Here is a 14,748-nt window from a genome sequence, read left to right on the forward strand (position 1 = left end):
TGCAAATGCAAAGATCTCGCACGCGCCGTTGAAACACGTGACGGGCAGGCTCTGGAGCTCCCCGAACGGAGGTGCCATGGCCACCCAGGAAACATGCCAACCAGTCCGCACGACCACGTTGCACGATGCCTCCCTGACCCACGACCTCGTTGCCCTGCGGTCCACCGTGGCCGAGGTACTCCTCACCCGGAACGAGTCCGTCCTCGTGGACGTGTCGGACCTGAGCCGACCGTCATCGACGGCGGTGGCCGCCCTCCTCTGGGCCAAGCGAAGCTGCGCCCGGGCCGGCGTCCGCTTCAGGGTCCGCGGGGCGTGGCACGCCAACCGCGACGTGCTGGGGCTCTGCGGCCTCCTCACGATGTCGACCTCGGAGGACATGTCATGACGATCCAGGTGCATGGGTCGGCCGTCGTGCGAACACGTCGCGGGGTAGGTGACTGGACGGTTTGGGCGGTCGAGCAGGTCGCTGGGATCGCTCGCGTCGAGGAGCGGCACGGCCTCACCGAGGTGGTGATCGGCGACGCTCCGCGCCTGACTGATGACACGGGCGCCGGGTTCACGGCACTGGCCTGCACCGTCGACGGGACGGCGCTGGTGATCTGCCACGACGCGCCCCCCGCTCTTCTCCTCACTGCCAACGGTCTCAGGACTGCGCCCGCCGAGCCCGGCGGCCGTGAACTGCTGGATCTGAAGCCGGACGAGCGACTGCTGCTGCTGTCCGCATCGGTGCTCGATGCTAGGCCGGAGGCACTCTCCGAGGCCCTGTACCACCACGGTGGGGACCTCATCCGGCAGGACCCCGTCAGCCTGCTCGCCGCCCTGTTCCGCGAGGTCCACCACGGCGCAGGGGCCGTGGTGGGCCCCGCACCCGGCATGGAGCCGACTGGAGGGGGCGCGTGATGAACGCCTTCTCTTCGGCCCTGGCTGATGAGCTCGCCCTTGCTCGTGAGCGGCTGCGCAGCGCCCGGGCACGACGTGATGACGAAGGAGTCATGGATGCCAGGGAGAGGCTGCTGGACCTCACCGAGATCTCTAAGCGCGTCCGAGAAGGTCTCCTGATCCCGTCTCCGTGACCGACGTCGAGCACTGGCTGCTCGCACCGGATCTCACGGCGCCTCGCCATGCCCGGCGAGTGTTGCGTGAGTGGGCCGCGCGACGCGGCACAGCGATCAGCGACCCCCACACCGTGGCGCTGGTGGCGACAGAGCTGGTGACCAACGCCGTGCTGCATGCTCGAGGACCAGTCGGGCTGAGCATCTCCATCGACAACCAGAACATCACGCTGCGAGTCACCGACGCCGGAAATGGACACCTGCGACCCAGCCCCGGGGACGACGGTGCACCGACTGGTCGGGGGCTGACCATCGTCCGGGCCCTCGCGGTGGACTGGGGCGTCCACCGCCGGCCCGGCGGCAAGACCGTCTGGGCGCGGGTGCCCCTCGGCTGACGGCTCGCCCGAGCGTCATGAAATCGCAAAGATACTGCCGTGATCACTGTCATCTCGGCGTCCCAGAGTGGTTGTCGAGGGCGGAATCCGACGTTGTGTTCCGCCCTCACCACACTCAATCGAACAGGTAGGAGAGCGAAAATGACCAACGGTACGGTGGTCAAGATCCAGCCGGGACAACGTGTCGGGGACAGGACCTCACACCGGATCGTCGCTGCACAGCTTCGCGGCGAGGCGAGGGCGCCGGACACCGACACCCGATCCGTGGTCCGGGCGGTGGCCAAGGAGATCGAGGACCTGGGGCTGGTGCCCGACGTGCCCGAGCTGGAGCGTAGGTACGGGCAGCCCTCGATCGTCGCACCAGCCCTCGCGGCGATGCGCGCCTCCGCCTAGCCAGTCGGTTCTCGTGCATACAGGCGGAGCGTGCGTCGGACACCGCTCACCGGAGGTCGAGTCGGCGGAACGCCCACACCGCGACTGAGCTGAGCAGGACACCTGCGATGACGAGCGCGGCGAAGGACCCGGGCGCCAGTCCCTTCACGATCTGGTCCTGCCCCACCGACCAGTAGATGGGCGAGAGGTGGCGTAGGTCGTGCAACCAGTCAACGACCCCGGCGAGCGAGCTCATCAGGTACGACGCAGCGGCAAGCGCCGACGCGACACCGAGGGAGAGGCCGCGGCTCCCGGTCAAGCAGCCCAACGCGAGCGCCAGGACACCGAAGTCGTAGGCCAGGAGGACAACCCCGGCCGAAGCGCTCGTCAGCGGCGCGACCGCCAACCGGAGTCCAACCGTCCGCCCCGCGAGCACTGCCACGTACGTCACCCCTGCGACGGGGATCGAGACCACGGCCAGCGCGGCCTGTTTCTGGAGCATCAAGGATGTCCGTGAGACCGGGAGGGCTGCGATCAGGCCGAGATGCTCCTCCTCGTTCTGTCCGGCGACCGCGGCAGCTCCGTAACCGATCGACAGCAGCAGGGCGAACAACGGCACCACGTTGGCATAGAGGTTTGCGTTGAGCCAGCCGGCTGGGGAGGTCAGGGACCCCGACAGCCCGAAGAGGGCGGCCATCGTCGGGTTGCCCTCCGCCAGCCGGTCCAGTGAACGGTCCCCGCGGAAGGACGGGTACAGGAGAACGATGAGCACGGCATACGCACCGAAGCCGAGGGCACAGGCCCACAGGCTGCGTCGGCGCAGCCGCAGGTCCAACCGCATCAACTCAGCTCGCAAGGGGTCCCTCGTCCACGTCCGTCCCTCGATAGAAGGCCCGGAAGATCTCGTCCAGACCGGCCGGGCGCGCGACGAGGTCGGTGGCGCCCATGTCGCCGATGGCCCGCAGGAGCGGGGCCATTGAACCGTTGACCTCGAGGCTCACCCCGTCGCCCCGCCGGTCAATGACCCGAACGCCGGGAATGGCCGCGAGCACTGCCTGCGCCGGCACGTGGTCGAGGTGGAGCTGCACGACCCGCGGGGCGCGTTCGCGAAGACCGCTCACGGTGTCGACGGCGACAAGTCGTCCCTCACGGATGATGGCTACCCGGTCGACGACGCGCTCCACCTCATCGAGGTCGTGCGAGGACAGGAACACCGTCGCGCCGTCGGCGACCCGCTCGCGGATGAGCCGGGCGAACTCGTCCTGCAGCAGCGGGTCCAGCCCGGAGGTCGGCTCGTCGAGGACGAGCAGCTCGGGACGGTGCATGAACGCCAGGACGAGTCCGATCTTCTGCCGGTTGCCCTTGGACAGTGCTCGCAGGGGTCGGTCGAGCTCGGCACCGAGGCGCGCGGCGAGGCTGTCGATGTCGACGGCGGACACGCCTCCGTGGATGTGCGCCAGGCGGTCCAGCAGGTCACGGCCGGACAGGGCTGGAAACAGCCGTAGCTCACCGGGGAGGTAGCCGATCCGCCTCCGCACCGCCACCTCGCGAGGGCTGCCGCCCAACACCTGCACGGAGCCTGCGTTCGGACGCGACAGCCCCATGACCAGCCGGATGGTCGTGGACTTCCCCGCACCGTTCGGGCCGAGGAAGCCGAGCACCTCGCCTCGGGCCACCTCGAGGGTGAGGGACTCCACGCCCCGGTTGCGGCCGTAGCGCTTGGTCAGCCCGCCGAGGCGTACGGCTGGCCCTTGGCCCGCATCCGACCCCCGGCTCACGGCTCTCACCACCCCAGCGCGTTGGCCGCATCCAGAGCGGCAGTCGGTTCATCAGCGGCCTCGGCGAAGGTGCTCAGTGCTTCGACCAGTCGACGTGCCTGCTCACGAGGCATGGCCTCGACGATCACGCGGATGGCCTCGCGGCGACGTTCGGTGACGTGGTCGACCACGCGGCGGCCCCGGGGTGTCAACTCGATCACCACTTCGCGGCGGTCCTGGGTGTTCTCACGCCGCGTGACCAGGTCCGAGGCGATCAGCCGGTCGACACTGCGCAACGCCGTCGAAGGGGTCACCCCCAGACGGTCCGCCAGACGATTCAGCCGGGTCTCACCATGGCCGCGCAGCACGACCAGCAGCCTGAACTGGGTCACCGTGACGTCGTCCTGCACCTCCGCCAGCGACCGCGCCGAAACCCCCACAAGCACCCGCGAGGCCGTCAACAGGGCCGTGACGAGATCGTCGAGATCAGATCGGTCCAGCGGCTGCGGCATGGAAGCCTCCTTGCCCGTCGTCGATTGCATTGCTTGCACTAATAATTGCATAATGCAATTCATGACGCCAGAGGAAGCCCCTGTCCCCTCTCGTTCCCGGCGATTGGTCGGGCTGTCCGTCGGCCGTGCCGGTATCTGGCTCCGCAGCTCCAGCACGGGGTTGTTGGTGTTGTCCCTCACCGTTGGCGCCGCGGCCGCGCTCTTCGCGGTGGCATTCCGCTGGCTCATCGGCGCCTTCACCCGCCTCTTCTCCGGACACCTCGACTACGCCGCCAGCCCCGGCGCGGCGCACCCGTCCCTGCCCGGACTCGGGCGGTGGTTCGTGCTCGCCACTCCGGTGGTTGCGGGGCTCCTCTACGGTCCGCTGGTCCAGAGATTCGCCCGCGAGGCGCGCGGGCATGGGGTCCCCGAGGTCATGTATGCCGTCGCCCATCGTGGCGGACGGATCGCCCCCCAGGTGGCAGCGGTCAAGGCTCTCGCCTCGGCGTTGTGCATCGGCGGTGGGGGTTCCGTCGGGCGCGAGGGTCCGATCGTCCAGATCGGGTCCGCCCTGGGTTCGACCGCCGGACGCCTGGGCCGGCTGTCCGAACCGCGCCTTCGCGTCTTGGTCGCGTGTGGCGCGGCGGCCGGGATCAGCGCCACCTTCAACGCCCCCCTGGCGGGTGTCTTCTTCGCGATGGAGCTGATCCTCGCGGACTTCACCTCGCAGGCCTTCGGCATGGTGGTGCTCGCCTCGGTGACCTCCAGCGTCATCGGGCGCGCCGCCCTCGGCGACGTGCCCTTTCTCGAGCTCCCGGCCTTCACCGTGACAGGCCCCCACGAGTACCTCTTCTTCGCCGCCCTCGGCTTGCTGGCCGGGCTGGTGGGCGTGACCTTCACTCGGGTCCTGTACGCCGTCGAGGACGGATGCGACGCCCTGTGGCGTGGACCGGAGTGGTTGCGGCCAGCCGTGGGCGGGCTCGCTCTCGGGCTGGTCCTGCTCGTCCTCCCGCAGATGTACGGCGTCGGTTACCCGGTGCTCGGTGACGCCATCGATGGGAGGTATGCCGTGGCGTTCCTCTTGATTCTCATGGTGGGCAAGATGGTGGCCACCAGCCTGACGATCGGGATCGGGGGTTCCGGTGGCGTCTTCGCCCCCAGCCTGTTCATCGGCGCCATGCTCGGTGCGGCGTTCGGAGAAACGCTCCACCTCATTGCCCCGGGAGTCTCTGGACCTGTGGGTGCTTATGGGCTGATCGGGATGGGCGCAGTGTTCGCCGGAGCCGCCCGCGCCCCCATCACGGCCGTCGTCATGCTCTTCGAGCTCACGGGCGAGTACACCGTCATCTTGCCGCTGATGACTGCCATCGTGCTGGCGACGGGTCTGAGCCACGCCCTCACCGGCGACACGATCTACACGCTCAAGCTGCGACGTCGCGGGGTGGACCTCGGCGTCCCGAGCGAGACGGTGCAGGGCAGCCGGCGGCACGTCCGCGACGTCATGAGCGAGGTGCCGTCGGGCCTCCCCCGGCGCACCACGCTTGCCGAGGTCGCTGCCGCGCTGAGTGAAGCCCAGTTCGGGATCCTGCCGGTGGTCGACGACTCCGGCGACTACCTCGGCGTCGTGACGGCACGGGGCGTCACGGATGCCCTCGCGGACGGACGGCACGACACCGCGGCGGCCAGCCTGGCTGCGGAAGTCCCGGTGACCATCAATGAGAGTGACCCTGTCACAGTCGCCAGCGAGACGCTGAGCCGCAGCGGGATGAGTGCCATGCCTGTCCTCAGCTCTTCTGGAGACGTCGTGGGCTGGCTCAGCTACCACGACCTCCTCGCGGCCCGGCCCTGAACCGTCTTGTGGTCATTGGCTGCGCGAGCCTTCGTCTGCGGGTCCACCATGAGGGAACTGGTGTCCTCAACGCTGCCGAGCACTACCCACCCGCTGGGCGAGCGCTCACAGGCGTCTCCGCGGCTCTCCTTCCGGCAGTTCCCCGGGCCCCGATGATGCTGCGCTCCCGTCAACATCGGGGCTCGCCATGGCGCCCGGCACTCCCTCGCGCGGCAGCAGAGGCATGACGCGGGCGTACGTGTCCCGGGTGGCGCCCTCGTAGCGGACATAGAGGTCAACGGCGCGTACACACGCCAGAGCCTTTCGAGTCAGGGCCAGCACCTCGACACGATCGTCCTTGCCGGTGCCGATCCCCGCCCCTGCCCCCAGACGACGAAGGGCAAAGTCCTCGTCCTCGACCAACCCCATGAAACCGAGTTGCGCGCGCGCATCGTCCACCGGCACCCACGACTGGGTCTCGATCTCCTTGCCTGCCGGAACCACTCGGTACTGAACGGCCTGCACGATGGCTCGTCCCCCGCCGCTGTTGTCAATCATCACGCGCCAAGCCGACTTCTGGCCCAAGATGACGCTGGCGTCGCGGGTCGAGGACCACCCCAGGTGCGGCTCCACGGTCAGCGTCAGCTGTCGACGTGTGGCGATGAGGGCGAGGAGTCCACCAGCAAGTGCGGCTGCGGGGGCAACCTCGAGCAGCTGAAGTCGCCACGGCCAACGTCCCGTCCATGACGCCGGCAGGTTCTCACGCAGTATCGCCCATGTGAGCACCACAAGCAGTGACACCAGCAGTCGCACTGGCCACACGTCCAACGCGCTGGGACGGTAGACGAGCACGGGTCTCCCGGGCGCGGGCTTCACCGCTCCCGTGGCGAGATCGCGGCGCCTGCTCTGTCGGCCGCTGAAGGGACGCCTCACGACTAATCAGGCGGCCGCGGCTTGGGCCGGGCGTGGCGGCATTCAAAACGACACCCGAAGAACGAGCAATGACGCTGTGATGCTGGCCCGCTGGAATGATTACCTGCTGACCCCGAACAAGCTTCACGACCCCGGAGTCAGTTTCGAGGTCCGCCTCGCCAGCGACCAGAAGTGTGGAACTCTCGTCGTCGTGTCGGTGCGCGAACGACTCTCCTTCTTCCAAACTGATGTGAGCCACTTCTGGATGGTCCCAAATTGGCAGCCCGGCGTCGAGGGTCGGAAGCGGACCGAAGACTCGAGATCATCGAACTGCGAACCACCGACCAAGCGCCAAGCCTCGGACGAACGAGCGTGTCGGTGAGTCCCACCCAACGAACATGGCTGCCCGAGGGCACCACGTGCAAACTTCCGCGCCAGCTGCAGTGGCAGCCGAGGTCGGGTGTCAGTCTCGAAGTTCTGCGAGCTTGCGACTTTGCTCGAGGGCGGCGAGCTCGGCTGCGTGTTCGCGAGTCGCCGACAACACTTCGTACTCGCTTGCCGTCTTCAGGAGGTCGAGCTGGGTCTTGGCCCGCTCCTGTGCCACGCGCTCCGCGCTCGGGCGTTCCGCGAAGGACTTGTAGGCCGATGACGACGCGTCCACCAGCTCACCCAGCGCAGGTCCTACGGTGCCGAGCGCCGAGTCGGACCCGATGCCAAAGGTCTTCACCGACTGGTCCCCGTAGAACGACAGCTTGACGCTTCGTGAGCGACCGCCGCGCTGGTTCACGCTCACCGGCTGGTAGTGGCTGAACTCATCGACGACGTCGAGGTGCACCACGGACGAGTCGTCGAGGACCCATTGGTCCTCAGCACTCCGCGTGTACACCCCGATCGTGACCGGGCGGCCGACCCGGATGATCAGTACGTCCGTGTGGACTGCTTCCGGAGGCGTCTCGAACTTGTCCCGATCAGGGTCGCTGAGGGCCAGGAGCACGCCGAAGTCGTCGGCCGCAGCCCGTTGTGCCTCGGGAACCGCAGGCGAAGTGAGGCTTTCAGGCAGTCCGTCCCTGAGTCGAAGAAGCTGCCGGGGACTCAGCACCCACGTGGCCGTCGAGTCCGGGGCGCTGCTGGCGCGCGAGGCGATCCACGCACGTCGCGCTTCGCTGATCGTGGCGAGCTGGCTCTGACAGGTCGTGAGCGCCGTCCCGGCGAGAGCCGTGTCCTGGGGAGAGGTCTCGGGGTCCGCCACGACTTCGAGCAAGTCCTCCACCTTTCGGACCAACTCCTCCCTCCGCACCGAGAGGCCAGGATGTGCGCGAGCCCAGTCCTCCTCGAGACTTGGCGGCCTCTGCGCCAGGAAGACGGTGGCCGCAAGACCGACCACCTTCGAGGCGAGCGAGATGACGTTGGACATGGCCGACGAGGTTTGCCCGTTGATGGCCTGGATGACGCCGTTCTCGTCGAGGTCGACCTCGACCGAGACGTTCTCCAACATTCCCTCGTGGATGTGGAGCGCCTGGCGTCGCTCCCTGTCGGGCTGCACCGACGGGACAACCGAAACGGAGACGTGGGGCTCGAGGGAACTGCCGAGCTCGGACGTGACAACACGTCGCTCCAGGCTGGCTCTGAGAACGAATTCGGTTCGGGGCAACCAGTAACCAAGACCTAGCGGCTCGTCCATTGCACATCCCCTTCCAACGCGAGGTGTCTTACCTGTGCGCTCCTCCCAGGCATTCCTCCCGGGCGATCGTCCCACCATCAGGAGACGCGGGGAAGGCGCCCGAGGTGGCGGGAACCCGTGGGAGCCGGCATGCAGACGCTGCTTCCAGCACGCGACCCGCGCCAAGCGTTCACCTTCCGGACACCGAGACGTCGCCGACTTGTCGTGGCCACATTCAGATCGCGTGGCGAGGGTGGCGATCGACACCAGTCGCCACCTGACCACGTCCTGGAGGACCCATGCCCATCGCTCGTCGTTCAGTCCTGTCCGGAAGCGCCGCTGCGGGGGTGGGGCTCGTCGTCGCCGGCGCCACACCGACCCTTGCTGAGGCCGCGCCAGCCACCGCACCCGCGTCCGGCGGTCGCCAGCACGGCGGCATACCGAAGTCGCGCCCGTTCCCGCCCCTGGTGGACGACCCGAACGGCATCCTCGCCCTGCCTCCGGGCTTCCGCTACACGGTCGTCACCCGGGCCGGTCAGACCCAGCTCGACGACGGCCAGGGCCCCACCCCGTCCAACCACGACGGCATGGCGGTCTTCAAGGCGGCCAGGAACCGCCTGCGCCTGATCCAGAACCACGAGCTCCCGGCCGGGTCCGCCCTCGGCGTCCCCCACGTCGAGGGCACCGTCTACGACCCCACCGCCCTGAACGGCGGTGGCTGCACGATCATCGAGACCGACGACCGCGGCCGCAACCACGGCGAGTGGGTCGGCATCTCCGGCACCCTCACGAACTGCGCGGGCGGGCACACCCCGTGGGGCACCTGGCTCACCTGCGAGGAGACCGAGACCAAGGCCGGCGCCAAGTGGAGCGGCAACGGCCAGAGCGGCACCTACTCCAAGGACCACGGCTACGTCTTCGAGGTCTTCGCCGACGGCCGGACCAACCCCGAGCCGATCAAGGCGTTCGGTCGCTACGCCCACGAGGCGCTGGCGATCGACCCGACCCGCACCCAGGTCTACCTCTCCGAGGACGCCAGCAACCCCAACGGTCTCTTCTACCGCTGGACCGCCCCGAAGGGTGTGCGCCTCGGTGACGGCATCGCCGCCAAGCTCGGCCCCACCGAGGGCAAGCTCGAGGCACTCGCGATCATCATGGACGACGGATCGGTCCTGCCGGACGTCGCCTACCTGACCTCCGCCCAGCTCGGCCGCCCCTTCCCGGTCCGCTGGGTCGAGGTGCCCGAGCGCGACGGGCAGACCACGTCGGTGCGAAAGCAGTTCACCACCGAGATCACCCGCGGCAAGAAGTTCGAGGGCGTCTACGGCATCGACTCCGGCGTCTACGTCGTCAACAGCTTCGCCTTCAACAGCGCCGACCTGCCGGCCGACGCGGTCAAGCACGACGGCATGGTGTGGTTCTACTCCTACAAGGACCAGACCATCACGCTGGTGACCTACTTCCCCCACCAGACCAGCTCGGAGACCGGCGCGTCGCCCAAGTACTCGGACATGGTTTTCGACGGGCCCGACAACGTGACCGTCACCCCGTGGGGCACCTTGGTCCTCGCCGAGGACGGCGTCGGCGCCTCCCACGTGCTGAGCTCGGTCCCGGGTGGCCCGACCTACGCGATCGCCCGCAACCAGCTCAACATCGGCACCGCGGACGCCCCGGAGTACTCCGAGTTCACCGGACCCGCGTTCAGCTCCGACGGCAAGGTGCTGTTCGTCAACATCCAGACGCCGGGGCTCACCCTGGCCATCACCGGCCCCTGGGACAAGTACCTCGGCTGACGCCCGCCAGACCGCACGAGCGGTCGCCACAGGGAAGGGCCGGACGCCTCGCGTCCGGTCCTTTCCCATGCCTGGTATGTCGCCTGGCCGGTCTGGGTGCGCGGAGTGACCGACGACCCCCCACCGTTCGTGGGCTCCCTCCAGTCGGGTGCCACCGTCACTGCGAAGTCCGGGGTCCCTGCTTCGCTGCGCGCAGCCGCGCGTTCTCGACCTCCAGGTCGAGGACCATGCCGATCCCGGCCAGGTTCAGGCCGGCGCCCAGCAGGTCGCCGATCCGGCGCAGCCGGGCCAGGTCGTTCGCGCTGTAACGACGCGTGCCGCCGTCGGTGCGCACCGGTTCGAGCAGCCCGCGGGCCTCGTACAGGCGCAGGTTCTGCACCCCCATCCCCACGAGCTCGGCAGCCACCGAGATGCCGTAGACGCCGCGTTCAGCGTCAGGTGCGGCGGGTGCCATGGTGCGTCCTCCAACCAAGGGTGCCTACAGGGGTCTTGAAATATTGTGCACGTGGTGCTACAAGAAATCTATAGCCGCCACCACAGACTCTGAGCTGGTGGAGGCACCCGGTAAGAGCATTGGCAATGACGCAACGGAGGTGAAGACGATGCTGATGCGCACCGACCCTTTCCGTGAGCTGGACCGACTCACCCAGCAGGCGCTGGGCACCCCGGCACGTCCCTCGGCCATGCCGATGGACGCGTTCCGCGACGGCGACGTGTTCCTCGTCGAGCTCGACATCCCGGGCGTGAGCCCGGACGCCATCGACATCGACGTGGAGCGGAACGTGGTCACCGTGAAGGCCGAACGGCCGGCCCGGGCCAGCGACGCTGAGCTGATCGCCGCGGAACGCCCCCGGGGCGTGTTCAGCCGCCAGATGGTGCTCGGCGACACCCTGGAGACCGACCGCATCGAGGCCAGCTACGACGCCGGGGTCCTCACGCTGAGGATTCCCGTCGCCGAGAAGGCCAAGCCACGCAAGGTGGAGATCATGAGCAGGAACGAGGGTCGCCAGGCGATCAGCGCCTGACCTCGGGGGTGATCCCGATGACCACCAGTTCCACCCTCACCGGGACGGCGCGCACCGTGGAGGAGGAGTTCCTCGACCTGGTCTGCGCGGACGACGAGTTCGTCCGCGCCGAGTTCGACGCACTGGTTGCCGAGGTGTGGTCGAGTCGTCCACCTCCGGCGGATCCGTCGCCGGCAGCCCGGGGCGCCGGTCCTGAGCAGCAGGGTGGCCCGGCACCGTCCCCCACCCGCCTCCTCGGTCCTCGACCGAGGCGCCCCGGTGCCGGAGGGTGGCGCCGGCAGCGCTCGCCCCCGCGAGCCTGACGACCTGACAAACCAAAGTCACGACCGTGAGTTCGAGAAAGGTGGGTGGTCGCCCCGGCATGACACATCACGACCAACGAGACCGACAACCCCACTGACGCTCGCCCGGGCCGCGTTCGAGTCACGCGCCCGACGCATCACGCGCGACGCCCACGCCTTGACGGCGTATCCGTTCGCGGCCCGGGCGAGTTACAAGCTCTGGCCAGTAGTGATTTGCCTAATGTCCGTAGTTTTTGCAGACTGGCCCCATGGACAGCCTCACCGAGACCCAGGTCCGGGCCTCTTTCGTCAACGCCACCAAGGGCGAGGTCGCGCGCCTGCACGTCCCCCGTGACCTCGGCGACCAGCCGTGGGCCGACCTCGACCTGCTCGGCTGGACGGACCCCAAGTCCCCGCTGCGCGGCTACCTCGTCGTGCCCGTTCCCGACCGTGGTCCGGTCGGCGTGCAGCTCGCCCGCGTCCAGGGTGGGTCCCGACGAGCCAGGATGTGTTCGCTGTGCGCCACCACTCACCCCAGCGGCGGTGTCGCCCTGATGGTTGCCCCGCGCGCCGGACGGTCGGGCCGCGACGGCAACACGGTCGGACTCGAGATGTGCACGTCCTTGGCGTGCTCGGCCTACGCCCGTGGCAGGCTGAAGTCACCCAGCCCGCACCTCGCCCAGGAGACCCTCTCTGTCGAGGAACGCGTGGGTCGACTTAGCCGCAACGCGATCGCCTTCGTCGAGCGAGTCCTGAAGTGACGACCGAAGGTATGCCTCAGTGCCGCGCGCAGGCCTGACCACCGACGTCCTGACCCGGGCCGCGGCCGAGCTCGCCGACGAGGAAGGCCTCGGCGGCGTGACCTTGGCGGCGCTCGCCCGCCGCTTCGGCGTCAAGGCGCCCAGCCTTTACGCGCACGTCGCCGGAGAGCGAGACCTCAAGCAGCGCATCGCGGTGCTGGCGCTGGCCGAGCTCGCCGACCTGGTGAGAGACGCGATCGCCGGACGCAGCGGTCGCGAGGCCATCGACGCCCTCGGGCGAGCGCATCGCGACTATGCCGTCGCGCACCCTGGGCGCCATGCCGCCACGACGTTGCCGCTGGACGACGACGCCGCAGCAGCCAGCGCTGCGCCACACCACGCTGCGTTGTCGCGTGCGGTTCTGCGCTCCTACGGCCTGTCCGAGCCGGATGAGACCCATGCCGTCCGGCTGCTCGGTGCGACGGTGCGCGGCTGGACCGACCTCCAGCTGGCGGGTGGTTTCGCACGCAGCCGACCCAGCGCCGAGCGTTCGTGGCGGCGCGCCGTCGACGGACTCGACCAGGTCTTCACCGCCTGGGGGTCCCCGGTCTGACCGTCGGGTGACCGAACCTCAGCATGACCGGAGGCCAGCCGCTGGGCGGCAGACGCTGACGGCGACCACGCGGCATACACCGTTTGGGTGGCGCGGGGTCATCTGTTGGGCAGTTCGACCGAGATGTCCGGATGACGCCCGGTCCGTGGCGCATGATGGACGCATGCTGACCTCGAAGGACGTGACGCGCCAGAGCTTCACGACGACGACCATGCGTCGGGGGTACGACGAACGCGAGGTCGACGACTTCCTCGACCGCGTGATCGACACCCTGCGCTACTACGAGCAGGGTGGGCGGCCAGGTCCCCAGGAGCCGGATGCACCACACGACTCTGCGGGACTCGCGCAACGAGCCTCGCGGTGGCTGCGCGGAGACCCCGAGCCGTGAGTCCCCACTCCTGCGTCCTGACCACGTCCTAACGACGTCCTGACGAGGTCCTGACGAGTTGCTCGAGCCCCGGACCTCGCGGGTGGCCGGGGTCAGCCACTGCGCCGGATGAAGCCGGTCTGGTATCCCCGCACGACCGCCTGGACGCGGTCCCGGATGCCGAGCTTGGCGAGGATTCGCGCCACGTGCGTCTTGACCGTGGTCTCGGCGACCACCATCTCAGCTGCGATCTCGGCGTTCGACAGGCCGCGGCCGATCAGCCGCAGCACGTCGAGCTCACGCTCGGTGAGCTGCGCCAGCTCCGCCGGGATACCCGGCGTGACAGTCGGCTCGGCGAAGCTCTCGACGAGCCGTCGCGTGATGGACGGCTCGATCAGGGAGTCACCGGTTGCAGCCGCACGGACCGCGGCGACCAACCGCGACGAGGGGGCGTCCTTGAGGAGAAAGCCCGCCGCCCCGGCCCGAAGCGCCCGGTAGACGTACTCGTTCTGGTCGAAGGTCGTCAGCACCACGATGGTCGGCGGGTCGGGCTGGCGCTGGATCTGCTCGGTGGCCGCCAGTCCGTCGAGCTCCGGCATCCGGATGTCCATCAGCACCACCGCGGGCTTGAGCAGCGCGGCCTGGCGGACTGCCTCGTGACCGTTCACGGCCTCGGCCACCACCTCGATGTCGCCCTCCGACTCGAGGATCACCCGGAAGCCGGTGCGCACCAGCTCCTGGTCGTCGGCGATGAGGACGCGGATCACCTCGCCATTGTGTCGATCGCGAGCCGCCCGCGGGTCCTCCTCAGGGATGACGCGCGACGCCGAGATCGTCCGTGGTGCCGACGCGGGCCACGACGGCGGGACCGGAAGGTGGTGCCAACGGGGTCACCCAGACGCCGGATCGAAAGGAACTGAGATGGACATCCTCAAGGGCATCCGGCCCCTCGACTACGTGTTGGCGGCCGTCATGGTCACGGCGGCAGCGCTGATCGGTTGGGCGAACGTCGGCGCCGGCGCCGACGCCGACGTGGCCCACGCCCTCGACTCGCACTCCGCGCTGATGATCCCGGTCTTCGCCCTCGCCGCTCTCCCCATCCTCTGGCGGCGGCGAGCCATCCTCGGCGCCGTCGGCGCCTCGTTCGTGATCATGGCCGCGAGCCTGCCGGCCTTCGGGTGGGTCAGCCGTTGCGGCTTCGCGCTGCCCCTCTCGTTCGCCTTCGCGTATGCCGTGGCTCGGTTCGCGGGGAACCGGCAGAACCACGTCGTGGGCCTGGTCGGCATCCTCGCCCTCCAGATCGCCGCCCTCGTGAAGGACTCCTCCACCGGTGGCCTGGGCGCCTTCCCCTATGCGGTGGTGGGGGCGGCGGTGTTCTACGGCATCGGCCTCGTCGTGCAGAAGAGGGCCACTGGGCCGGTCACCGCGCCTACGCTGAGCCCTGAGCACGTCAGCGCCTGAG

At 68.9% G+C, this 14,748-nt stretch carries 20 protein-coding genes; 12 read left to right on the forward strand and 8 right to left on the reverse strand.

What is annotated here, in order from left to right; translation table 11 throughout:
• Positions 1 to 76 precede the first annotated feature (76 nt).
• The 4 genes from BLQ34_RS11680 to BLQ34_RS11695 all read left to right on the forward strand — a co-directional run bounded on the left by BLQ34_RS11680 (position 77) and on the right by BLQ34_RS11695 (position 1,840).
• Complete coding sequence (locus tag BLQ34_RS11680) at positions 77 to 385, forward strand: STAS domain-containing protein (RefSeq protein WP_091785587.1); 309 nt, start codon at positions 77 to 79, stop codon at positions 383 to 385.
• Complete coding sequence (locus BLQ34_RS11685; protein WP_091785589.1) at positions 382 to 900, forward strand: hypothetical protein; 519 nt, start codon at positions 382 to 384, stop codon at positions 898 to 900. Before BLQ34_RS11680 ends, BLQ34_RS11685 begins: the two co-directional genes overlap by 4 nt.
• A 169-nt stretch (positions 901 to 1,069) precedes the next feature.
• The gene (locus BLQ34_RS11690; protein ID WP_091785592.1) at positions 1,070 to 1,447 is read left to right on the forward strand and encodes an ATP-binding protein; all 378 of its coding nucleotides are present in this window, start codon (positions 1,070 to 1,072) and stop codon (positions 1,445 to 1,447) included.
• A gap of 141 nt (positions 1,448 to 1,588) precedes the next feature.
• On the forward strand, positions 1,589 to 1,840 hold the full coding sequence (locus BLQ34_RS11695) for a hypothetical protein (RefSeq protein WP_157693017.1): 252 nt from the start codon (positions 1,589 to 1,591) through the stop codon (positions 1,838 to 1,840).
• Positions 1,841 to 1,886: 46 nt separating this feature from the next.
• Here the strand turns inward: BLQ34_RS11695 and BLQ34_RS11700 are convergent, their stop codons facing one another.
• Genes BLQ34_RS11700 through BLQ34_RS11710 form a run of 3 tightly spaced genes read right to left on the reverse strand, consistent with a single transcriptional unit; the run spans position 1,887 to position 4,088 of the window.
• A complete protein-coding gene (locus BLQ34_RS11700) occupies positions 1,887 to 2,675 on the reverse strand; it encodes an ABC transporter permease (protein WP_091785598.1) in 789 nt (262 codons plus the stop codon).
• Positions 2,665 to 3,597, reverse strand: a complete 933-nt coding sequence (locus BLQ34_RS11705) for an ABC transporter ATP-binding protein (RefSeq protein WP_197674693.1) — start codon at positions 3,595 to 3,597, stop codon at positions 2,665 to 2,667. The genes BLQ34_RS11700 and BLQ34_RS11705 overlap by 11 nt, the downstream gene beginning before the upstream one ends.
• 5 nt (positions 3,598 to 3,602) lie before the next feature.
• Positions 3,603 to 4,088: a MarR family winged helix-turn-helix transcriptional regulator gene (locus BLQ34_RS11710; RefSeq protein ID WP_091785600.1), complete on the reverse strand. Its 486-nt coding sequence runs from the start codon at positions 4,086 to 4,088 to the stop codon at positions 3,603 to 3,605.
• Between the two features lie 61 nt (positions 4,089 to 4,149).
• Here BLQ34_RS11710 and BLQ34_RS11715 point away from each other — a divergent pair, with 61 nt between their 5' ends.
• Positions 4,150 to 5,916, forward strand: coding sequence for a chloride channel protein (locus BLQ34_RS11715; protein ID WP_091789893.1), 1,767 nt, complete (start codon positions 4,150 to 4,152; stop codon positions 5,914 to 5,916).
• Positions 5,917 to 6,021: 105 nt separating this feature from the next.
• Here BLQ34_RS11715 and BLQ34_RS19025 read toward each other — a convergent pair whose 3' ends face one another.
• From BLQ34_RS19025 to BLQ34_RS11730, 3 genes are all read right to left on the reverse strand, one after another.
• Complete coding sequence (locus BLQ34_RS19025) at positions 6,022 to 6,708, reverse strand: hypothetical protein (RefSeq protein WP_172829394.1); 687 nt, start codon at positions 6,706 to 6,708, stop codon at positions 6,022 to 6,024.
• The gene (locus BLQ34_RS19515; protein WP_157693019.1) at positions 6,656 to 7,066 is read right to left on the reverse strand and encodes a cupin domain-containing protein; all 411 of its coding nucleotides are present in this window, start codon (positions 7,064 to 7,066) and stop codon (positions 6,656 to 6,658) included. Before BLQ34_RS19515 ends, BLQ34_RS19025 begins: the two co-directional genes overlap by 53 nt.
• A gap of 204 nt (positions 7,067 to 7,270) precedes the next feature.
• The gene (locus BLQ34_RS11730; protein WP_091785607.1) at positions 7,271 to 8,488 is read right to left on the reverse strand and encodes a hypothetical protein; all 1,218 of its coding nucleotides are present in this window, start codon (positions 8,486 to 8,488) and stop codon (positions 7,271 to 7,273) included.
• A 278-nt stretch (positions 8,489 to 8,766) separates the two neighbouring features.
• Here BLQ34_RS11730 and BLQ34_RS11735 point away from each other — a divergent pair, with 278 nt between their 5' ends.
• Positions 8,767 to 10,260 (forward strand): alkaline phosphatase PhoX, encoded by a 1,494-nt coding sequence (locus BLQ34_RS11735; protein ID WP_091785610.1) that lies wholly within the window; start codon positions 8,767 to 8,769, stop codon positions 10,258 to 10,260.
• Between the two features lie 157 nt (positions 10,261 to 10,417).
• Here BLQ34_RS11735 and BLQ34_RS11740 read toward each other — a convergent pair whose 3' ends face one another.
• Positions 10,418 to 10,714 carry a MerR family transcriptional regulator gene (locus BLQ34_RS11740; protein WP_091785613.1) on the reverse strand — a complete coding sequence of 99 codons (297 nt, stop codon included), beginning with the start codon at positions 10,712 to 10,714 and terminating at the stop codon, positions 10,418 to 10,420.
• Positions 10,715 to 10,862: 148 nt separating this feature from the next.
• On the opposite strand from BLQ34_RS11740, the gene BLQ34_RS11745 reads away from it, so the two are divergent.
• The 5 genes from BLQ34_RS11745 to BLQ34_RS11765 all read left to right on the forward strand — a co-directional run bounded on the left by BLQ34_RS11745 (position 10,863) and on the right by BLQ34_RS11765 (position 13,307).
• Positions 10,863 to 11,285, forward strand: a complete 423-nt coding sequence (locus tag BLQ34_RS11745) for an Hsp20/alpha crystallin family protein (RefSeq protein WP_091789895.1) — start codon at positions 10,863 to 10,865, stop codon at positions 11,283 to 11,285.
• Positions 11,286 to 11,302: 17 nt separating this feature from the next.
• Positions 11,303 to 11,587 (forward strand): hypothetical protein, encoded by a 285-nt coding sequence (locus BLQ34_RS11750; protein WP_157693020.1) that lies wholly within the window; start codon positions 11,303 to 11,305, stop codon positions 11,585 to 11,587.
• Between the two features lie 248 nt (positions 11,588 to 11,835).
• A complete protein-coding gene (locus tag BLQ34_RS11755; RefSeq protein ID WP_091785619.1) occupies positions 11,836 to 12,327 on the forward strand; it encodes an FBP domain-containing protein in 492 nt (163 codons plus the stop codon).
• 19 nt (positions 12,328 to 12,346) lie between these two features.
• The gene (locus BLQ34_RS11760; RefSeq protein ID WP_091785622.1) at positions 12,347 to 12,919 is read left to right on the forward strand and encodes a TetR/AcrR family transcriptional regulator; all 573 of its coding nucleotides are present in this window, start codon (positions 12,347 to 12,349) and stop codon (positions 12,917 to 12,919) included.
• A gap of 163 nt (positions 12,920 to 13,082) precedes the next feature.
• Positions 13,083 to 13,307 carry a DivIVA domain-containing protein gene (locus BLQ34_RS11765; RefSeq protein ID WP_091785625.1) on the forward strand — a complete coding sequence of 75 codons (225 nt, stop codon included), beginning with the start codon at positions 13,083 to 13,085 and terminating at the stop codon, positions 13,305 to 13,307.
• Positions 13,308 to 13,399: 92 nt separating this feature from the next.
• Here the strand turns inward: BLQ34_RS11765 and BLQ34_RS11770 are convergent, their stop codons facing one another.
• Positions 13,400 to 14,053, reverse strand: a complete 654-nt coding sequence (locus BLQ34_RS11770) for a response regulator (protein WP_091785628.1) — start codon at positions 14,051 to 14,053, stop codon at positions 13,400 to 13,402.
• 154 nt (positions 14,054 to 14,207) lie between these two features.
• Between BLQ34_RS11770 and BLQ34_RS11775 the strand changes: the two genes are divergently transcribed.
• Complete coding sequence (locus BLQ34_RS11775; RefSeq protein WP_091785631.1) at positions 14,208 to 14,747, forward strand: hypothetical protein; 540 nt, start codon at positions 14,208 to 14,210, stop codon at positions 14,745 to 14,747.
• Position 14,748 lies beyond the last annotated feature (1 nt).

The sequence above is a fragment of the Pedococcus dokdonensis genome, assembly GCF_900104525.1.
GTDB classification, from domain to species: Bacteria; Actinomycetota; Actinomycetes; order Actinomycetales; family Dermatophilaceae; genus Pedococcus; species Pedococcus dokdonensis.

Coding starts and splice junctions, on each gene's coding strand:
- BLQ34_RS11735 (WP_091785610.1), top strand. CDS start 8,767: ATGCCCATCGCTCGTCGTTCAGTCCTGTCCGGAAGCGCCGCTGCGGGG.
- BLQ34_RS11765 (WP_091785625.1), top strand. CDS start 13,083: ATGCTGACCTCGAAGGACGTGACGCGCCAGAGCTTCACGACGACGACC.
- BLQ34_RS11750 (WP_157693020.1), top strand. CDS start 11,303: ATGACCACCAGTTCCACCCTCACCGGGACGGCGCGCACCGTGGAGGAG.
- BLQ34_RS11680 (WP_091785587.1), top strand. CDS start 77: ATGGCCACCCAGGAAACATGCCAACCAGTCCGCACGACCACGTTGCAC.
- BLQ34_RS11745 (WP_091789895.1), top strand. CDS start 10,863: ATGCTGATGCGCACCGACCCTTTCCGTGAGCTGGACCGACTCACCCAG.
- BLQ34_RS11755 (WP_091785619.1), top strand. CDS start 11,836: ATGGACAGCCTCACCGAGACCCAGGTCCGGGCCTCTTTCGTCAACGCC.
- BLQ34_RS11685 (WP_091785589.1), top strand. CDS start 382: ATGACGATCCAGGTGCATGGGTCGGCCGTCGTGCGAACACGTCGCGGG.
- BLQ34_RS11740 (WP_091785613.1), bottom strand. CDS start 10,714: ATGGCACCCGCCGCACCTGACGCTGAACGCGGCGTCTACGGCATCTCG.
- BLQ34_RS11695 (WP_157693017.1), top strand. CDS start 1,589: ATGACCAACGGTACGGTGGTCAAGATCCAGCCGGGACAACGTGTCGGG.
- BLQ34_RS11710 (WP_091785600.1), bottom strand. CDS start 4,088: ATGCCGCAGCCGCTGGACCGATCTGATCTCGACGATCTCGTCACGGCC.
- BLQ34_RS11775 (WP_091785631.1), top strand. CDS start 14,208: ATGGACATCCTCAAGGGCATCCGGCCCCTCGACTACGTGTTGGCGGCC.
- BLQ34_RS11730 (WP_091785607.1), bottom strand. CDS start 8,488: ATGGACGAGCCGCTAGGTCTTGGTTACTGGTTGCCCCGAACCGAATTC.
- BLQ34_RS11715 (WP_091789893.1), top strand. CDS start 4,150: ATGACGCCAGAGGAAGCCCCTGTCCCCTCTCGTTCCCGGCGATTGGTC.